The 8,426-nt window shown below is 32.9% G+C and carries 3 protein-coding genes; 1 reads left to right on the forward strand and 2 read right to left on the reverse strand.

All coding sequences use genetic code 11. The features are described from left to right. Positions 1-11: 11 nt before the first annotated feature. The gene (locus tag HM984_RS14740) at positions 12-3,062 is read right to left on the reverse strand and encodes a SusC/RagA family TonB-linked outer membrane protein (RefSeq protein WP_179349710.1); all 3,051 of its coding nucleotides are present in this window, start codon (positions 3,060-3,062) and stop codon (positions 12-14) included. A gap of 247 nt (positions 3,063-3,309) precedes the next feature. After that, positions 3,310-6,120 (reverse strand): helix-turn-helix and ligand-binding sensor domain-containing protein, encoded by a 2,811-nt coding sequence (locus HM984_RS14745; RefSeq protein WP_179349711.1) that lies wholly within the window; start codon positions 6,118-6,120, stop codon positions 3,310-3,312. 422 nt (positions 6,121-6,542) lie between these two features. Here HM984_RS14745 and HM984_RS14750 point away from each other — a divergent pair, with 422 nt between their 5' ends. After that, positions 6,543-8,330, forward strand: a complete 1,788-nt coding sequence (locus HM984_RS14750) for a cation:proton antiporter (RefSeq protein WP_179349712.1) — start codon at positions 6,543-6,545, stop codon at positions 8,328-8,330. Positions 8,331-8,426 lie beyond the last annotated feature (96 nt).

The raw sequence follows: 8,426 nt of genomic DNA on the forward strand, positions 1-8,426 counted from the left end.
TTAAATTTTTTTTAAAAATTAAGATTTACACCACATAAATATGTTCTTGGTATTGGATAAAAACCAAAATCAATACCTCCCCCTATAGGTGCTCCACTAGTCGCTCCCGGATCATATCCTTTATATTTTGTGAATGTGTATAAATTATTAACACCACAATACACTCTCATTTTAGTGATACCTACTTTTTCTATAGCACTAGCAGGAAGTGAATAACCAATTTGGACATTTTGAATTCTTAGGTAAGAGGCATCTTCAACAAAGAAATCTGAAAAAATTCTATTCGTTGTTGCTGCAGTGGTTACTCTTGGCACCGTATTACTAGTTCCTTCACCTGTCCATCTGTCTAACACATAATTTAATCTGTTAACATCAGTTACAGTACGCTCATAATTTCTTACCATATCATTCCCAATAGATGCGAACGCATATGCGGTGAAATCAAAATTCTTGTAGTTCAAGGTTAAATTAAGCCCCATCGTTAAATCTGGAATTGGATCTCCAAGATTTGTTCTATCATCCGCATCAAGAACACCATCATTGTTAACATCTACAAATCTTATGTCGCCAGGCGAAGCTTCAGCTCCTAAAGCTAATTGAGAAGGATGCTCATTTACTTCTGACTGATTCTGAAATATACCGTCCGTTTTATAACCGTAGAAATAACCCATTGGCTGACCAGCTTCCATTCTTGAAATGGTTGGCTGACCTACACCAAAGCTTCCTCCTTCTAAGAAACCTGTACTATTGTTTACTTCAGTTACTGTGTTTTTTAATGTTGTAATATTATAGCTTGTAGAAATACTAAAATCCTCAGAGTAATTATCTCGGTAATTAATAGCAAATTCGAATCCTTTGTTTTCAACAGCACCAGCATTAACTGTTGGAGCCGCTCCACCTGGTGCAAAAACACCAGTAATACCAGAAACCGGAATATTAGAGATTAATAGATTATCTCGCTTGTTTATAAAGTAATCTGTTGTGATATCTATTTTATTACTTAGTAATCTAAAATCTAAACCGATATCAAACTTTTTAGCTTCCTCCCATTGTAACTCGGGATTTGGTAATTGACCAATCGCTGTTCCACTAGTTAAAACATCATCAAAAAGGTAGGTTGCTTCACCACTTAATTGACCAACATAGCCATTATTTGGAATTTGATCATTACCTAGAATACCATAACTAACTCTAAGTTTCATAAAATCAAACATATTAGAATCGCCAAAGAACGCTTCATCTGAAATTATCCAACCAGCTGTAGCTGACGGAAAATAAGCGACTCTATTGTCAGGTCCAAATTTTGTAGAAGAATCTCTACGTAACATTGCAGAGAATAAATACTTTCCTTTAAAATCATATTGTAATCTCGTAAAGAAAGATAAACGTCTTTCATCATATGCATAAGAACCAACATCTCTTACACCATCTCCACCTGTACCTGTAGCTAAAGCTATATCAGCAAAATCCCATGAGTTATTTGGAACATCGTAACCCGTAGCAAATAAACCATTACCAAATGTTTTAAATACAGTAGTACCACCTGTTAGTGTAACATTGTGATTTTCTATGAATGTGTCTGTGTAAGTTGCAAAGATATCTAAAGAATAATCATTGTCGTTTATAGCATTTTGAGCAACACTACTTCTACCAATGTCAAAAACCTTACCCCCATAATCTACAATTTTCGAAAATGATTTACTTTCACTATTAGCTGTATTAAAACCAATTCTTCCCGTTAAATTCAATTTATCTAAAACTTGATACTCTAAAGATAGGGTACCGTTTAATTTCTTTAAATCATAATCGTTATACGTATTCGCAACTTGTGCTAATGGGTTAATAATTTCAATTCCTAATCCAGGTGTACTTGGAATTAAGGTAAAATCACCATTATTATCATAAGCTGAATATGTACTAGGTGTGTTTAAGGCATTAAACAATACTGAACCTAGTCCAAAATCGTTAACAGAATCCCTATCTAAATAGGTATAAGTAACATTAGTACTTAATTTAAATTTATCTGATAAGTCTGCTCTTATAGATGCTCTTGCTGTGTTTCTTCTAAAATCCGTTTTCTTAGGAGCCACGATACCTTGTTGGTAAAGATGCGAACCACTTATTGAATACGTTATTTTATCTGATCCACCAGAAACACTAAAATCATGATTCACTAATGGAACACCAGTATTAAGAACCTCATCTTGCCAATCTGTTCCTTCTCCAAGACCAGAAACATTAGCATAAGGTAATGCCTGACCGCCATTTGCATAACTTTCGTTTAAGATTAAGGCGTATTCTGTAGCATTTAACAAAGAGAGATGGCGTGTAGCTTCTTGAAAACCTACATAACTATTAATAGAGATTTGTGTCTTACCACCCTTTTTACCTGTTTTCGTTGTAATTAAAACAACACCATTTGCACCAACAGTTCCATAAATCGCAGCTTGTGCATCTTTTAAAACTGTTATCGTTTCGATATCACTAGGATTTAATATCCCTAAATCCCCCTGGTAACCATCTATGATTACTAGAGGACCATTTGTTCCATTTGTAGAGATACCACGAATTCTAATATCTAATCCTGCACCAGGCGCACCAGATTGAGAAGTTACATTAACACCAGAGACCGTACCCTGAAGTGCTTGTTCTACTTTAACAGGTCTAAGTTCCTCTAATGTTTTGGCATCTACAATTGAAACCGCACCTGTAATGTCACGTTTCTTTTGTGTACCATAACCAATCACTACGACCTCTTCTAGAGATTCGGTATCATCTTTAAGTGATATCACTAAAGGTTGATTATCCTTAATTGTAATCTCTTGAGATATAAATCCTATATAAGAAATTACGACTACAGAATTAAGAGCCAAATCATTTAGTGTAAAATTTCCATCGAAATCCGTTGTTGTTCCTCTTGATGTATTCTTAAGGATAATGTTTACTCCCGGAAGAGGCTGACCCGAAGAAGCTTCGGTAACCGTTCCTGAAACATCTACATTTTGCCCATTTACAGCGATCGTTAAAACGAAAGCAAAGAGCGCGAAAAGTTTTATTTTCATAGTTCAAAGTTTAGATGATGCAAACTAATGTAAATTCTTAATGATTTCTTAAAAGAAGACCATACAAAAAACATACACCACAAATAAAGACACTAAATAATAATAATATCACAACTTGAAAGTGCGTATTTTACTGAATTCTTAATAAGATTAGCGAATAATGACAATTAACATTTTTAACTAAAAAACATCAATAATACGCCTTTGTATAGGTAATGTATAGGTGAAAAAACAGGATGTATGGGTGCTATAACTCAATTATATAGTTAGACAAGCTCTGCTCGTGTTCTAAGCCCATTTTTTTACGCAAACGATAGCGCCTTACTTCTACACTTTTATGAGAGATATTAAGAAGTGGTGCGATTTCCTTAGAAGAAAGGTTTAATCTCAAATAAGCACATAGCCTTAAATCATTTGGAGTTATAGATGGATGAAGTGATTTTATTTTCTTCATAAAGTCCTTATCTACATTATTAAAAGCTTCCTCAAACAATTCCCAGTCATTTGTATCATTGATACTAGAATTAATAAGTTTAACGACCTTATTTACCTCTGTAAGTGATTTGCTATTTGACAGCTCTGTTTTGATATTATTTAATAACTCATTTCGCTTTACAACATTCATAGTTGCCATACCAAGCTCCCTGTTTTTATTATCAATATCTTGTTGTAAATTTTTATTTTTAAACTGAATTAATTGACGCTGGCTTTCTAATTGCTCCATCTTCAATTGTCTTTCCTTCTTCTCAATAAGTATTTGTTGTTGTTTTTTGTAATGTTTCCTATTAAAATAATACAAGACATAAATAAAAAGTAACGCAAAAACAACATAAGAAATAATAGCCACTGGTCTTAGGTACCACGGCTTTTCAATTGTAAAGGTATAAGATAGCATGTTATCTGAAACAATTCTATCTGTCATTGCCCGTGCTTCAAAAGTATAATCACCGTGCTGCAAATTTTTAAAAAACACGTCTGAATTACTAGACCAACTACTCCAATTATCATAAATCCCAATCAACCTATATTGATATTTAGAAGAGGAAAGCTTATTGTAATTTGTGACACTGTAATTAAACTTAATATTGTTTATTTTATTTTTAAACACAGTAGAAGATCCAACTAAATCCAATGGCAACAACTCACTAGGATCCTCACCATAATCAACACTATTTAAGTTGATATCTAAGGCCTCATTCTCTATTTTGTTTAAATCAACAATGAGAAACCCTTCGGTTGTTCCAAACAAATAATTGTTGTTTGATAAATCAAGTATGTTTTCATAAGCTGTTTTACTTTTACGCAACTCACTAGAAATAGGAATAATATTAACTTTTGGCTCTATAGATAACTTACCTGGCTCAATATAAATTATCGCATCATTTGAAAATGCCCAAAGCTTGTTCCCTGCAATATCACTAATGAGCTTACCTGACACATAATTATCACCACTAATCAACTTACTTAAAGCTGAATCTTTTTTAAAGGACTCATTTTTAACATCATAATCAAAAACCGCCTCTTTAGTACTATAGAGAATTTTGTTATTATAACTTTCAATACTAGACTTAATACCCTTATTAACAGATATCTTTTTATAGTCTATTATTTTTTGAAAATCCTTATCAATCTTAATCTTATATACTCCTTTATACTCATGACTTACCAATAACTCATGAGAATTGATCAATTCAAAATATCTTGAAGAGATATCAAACCCCTCTATTTTATTTTTATACCTCCAAGTGCCATCAACTTTCTCTAAGATATTTAAGCCCTTATAATTACCTTGAATTAATAGATTAGGATAACCTTCCATCTCTTTTACTAACCACGTCCCTATCTCACTAGAAATTTCTTTTGCAATAGTTTTATTAATTAAAAATGTCCCTTTGTCATGACCACAGAACAAATCCCCTTGCACACTAGCCAAACTCCACACCTGCCCTTTTGTACCTTCAATAAAACTAAATTTTTCATTTGTACCTATACGCTTATAAAACAAGCCTTGGTTAGTACCTAAATACAGATATTCGTCTGTTTTTGCTGCTGTATAAACTGTTCCTAAAACCCCTTCATTATCTACGTATATCTTATAAGGTGAATTAAAGTTAATAATGTTTATACCATTATCTAAACCCAACCAAATATTTCCATAGTTATCATTCTTAATAGATAAAATAGTATTATTACTCAATCCATCGGATTGATTAATTTTCAATAACTCTTTACCATTTATATCCACATGAACAAGACCATTACCAATAGTCCCCAAGAGAAAACTACCGTCGTTAAGCCTTAAACTACAATAAATAGTTAAATTAGGTAATACACTTTCTGGATGTTGCTCCACCGGTTTAATTTCGCCATTACTAAATTCATAAAAACCTTGTTCTTTTGTTTGTAGTAACAAGCCAGAGTTTAAAGGGAACATATTAACAATTTCATTATTCTCAATAGCCGTAGTTGAAATAACTAAGGTTTGTTCCCCATTTTCAATCCTAAAAACACCTTTTTCTGTTTTCTGAAAATAAATAGTCTCTTCTACTTTAAACATTTTATTGATTCTGGCATCAGAACCTATTATATCGAAACTATTTTCTGCAATATTATAGATATGAATTCTTTCAAAAGACTGAAATAACACATAACCTTCAAGATCAATAATGCCCCAAAAATCTTCATCTTCCTTTATTGATATTTTTTGGTTATCAGTTAAAGAGGTATACAACAATCGACCTTGCTTATTTTTGGTCCAATACCCAAAATCCATATAGCCTCCTGTATATATTTTATCTCCTACAACTTTCACTGATCTTAAGATACCTGTATTAGGCGAATTGTAAAGCGTCCAAGAAGCACCATTGTATTCTAAAAGGCCCTCATTATTGGCAACATATATATAGTTGTTTTCCGATTGGTCTATTGCCCAATTTTGATCTTCGGCACCATAATCTTGAGGTGTAAATATTTGAATAGGTGGAATTTCTTGAGCATAACTAGTTACGGAAATAATGACAACTAATACAACGTAGAAAACACTTTTAATTAAATTCATTTCGCCTAAACTCTAAAGAAGTTATATCTAGTTTATAAAAAACTAAATTCATATATGTTAAGGCTCTAATATAATTAAATAAACGGATGAAGCAATATATGTAGTGCCAATTAGCAAATTTGTATGGTTATAATTCAACTAATAATCTAGCCATACAATTCACGTTTACGATAAAAACCCAAGACCATAATTACGTTTTAACATTATTCCTAAGAGCAAAACAAAAGACTAATAAGAACATTATAGACTTATTACTTTTTCTATTTCTACTAAGGTATATATGCTCTTTAACAGTGAAATCATTAAATATTAAAGCCTATTAATATTTCAAAATACGACTCTTAAAATTAGGTCTTCATTAAAGATTCTGAAAAAAAAATCCGATATTTAAGAAATTTCATTCACAATAAACTCAGAATTTTATGGAAGGATTTGACATTTTAAACTTATTCATTGTACTGCTCGCTGCTTGGGGAGCTGGTGCGTTAACTAAACGCATAGGATACCCTGCAATCTTAGGAGAGCTATTAATAGGTGTTATTATTGGCCCTTCGTTATTAGGCCTTGTAGAAACCTCAAGCACTTTAGTTATTATATCCGAAGCTGGCGTTATTCTCCTCATGGCTTACATAGGAATGGAAATCAACTTTAAAGACTTAGGTAAAGCTTCTTGGGCAGGACTTCTTGCTGCAATTGGAGGTTTTGTTGTGCCATTTGCCTTGGGGTATTACGTCGTCACCCTTACTGGCGGCACTAGTATGGCAGGCCTGTTTGTAGGTATTGCAGTTGGAGTTACGTCATTGGCTACCAAAAGTCGTATTCTAGTTGATTTAGGTTTATTGGACACACGAATTGCTTATGTTTTAATGGCAGGAGCTTTAATATCTGACACCTTAGCCTTAATCATTTTTGCTGGACTATCTAGTTTTATTGATGTAGGCGCCGTAAATATGTCTGAGATTCTACTCATTGCCGGTAAAATTATAGTGTTTTTTTTATTTGCTACTGGTTTCGGACTTTACATACTTCCAAGAATTGGAAAATGGATGGCAAGCCGAAACATAGAGAACCGAACAACTTATTTTACATTACTACTACTTATTGTTTTTGGTCTTTCTGAATTAGCAGAACTCGTAGGACTACACGGTATTTTAGGTGCCTTTATTGCTGGTGTATTTATAAAAGGTGGTGTTTTTCATGAAAAAATAACCAAAGACATTACACGAGTCTTTCATGATGTCTCTATCGGTTTTATGGCTCCTATCTTTTTTGTAACGGCAGGTTTTCATGTCACCTTAGATGTTTTTAAAACAGATTTAGAACTTCTACTATTAATTGTTGGTGTCGCCTTTATTGGAAAGATACTTGGTACGGTTTTGTTTTATTTACCTAGTGGAAATGGTTGGCGAGAAGGATTAGCTGTTGGAACTGGAATGAACGGACGTGGCGCTGTAGAAATTGTTATTGCGGGTATTGGTCTACAGAAAGGTATTATCACCCAAGAAATATTTTCCATACTTGTATTTATGGCTATTTTAACTACGCTTTCCGTTCCTATTCTACTTACTTGGACAACAAATTGGTTAAAAAAACGAGGTGAATTGGTAAAACAATTCTCAAGACAAGGACACGTTATTCTAGGAGCAAACCCAGTTGCTTTATTATTAGGAAAGCATTTATCGGAATCAAACAAGGTGGTTTTTATAGATGCGAACAAAGGTATTTGTGAAAATGCAAAAAGTAAAGGATTTGAATGTATACATGGTAACATTTTAGAAGAATCGACACTAAACGAAGCCGCTGTTAAAGATTTCAGAACCTTTATAGCCTTAACGGTAAACAATGAAATTAATTTGTTGGCATCTCAATTCGTTAATGACGTCTTTTTTATACCCGAAAAATTTGTAGTTATTTCTCCAAACAATGGAGAAGGTGGAAGCATCAACCTTTTGAGTTCTGTGTCAGCTTCTACCTTATTTTCAAGTAAAGTGGATTTACAGCCGTGGATACAAAAAATACAAGATTCAAACTATAAAGAAGTTGAAATTATAATTACTAAAAAAACAGGAACTCGTGAGTGGGTTAAATCTCAGTTTAGCAAAAACAAGACATTACTTCCGTTAGTTATTGTTGATGGCGCAGGCACTAAACGTCCTTTTAGGTACAATGACCATATAGATGTGGATGAAAAGGTGGTCTTTATTGAATAAGCTCTATTTTTAAAAATGTTAAAAGAGGTCGTCTAAAAACAATTTAGGCGACCTTTTAATTTTTAATCATGTTGGTTTTATTGTTAAGATACTTGA

The organism is Winogradskyella pacifica (assembly GCF_013403915.1).
Classification (GTDB): domain Bacteria; phylum Bacteroidota; class Bacteroidia; order Flavobacteriales; family Flavobacteriaceae; genus Winogradskyella; species Winogradskyella pacifica.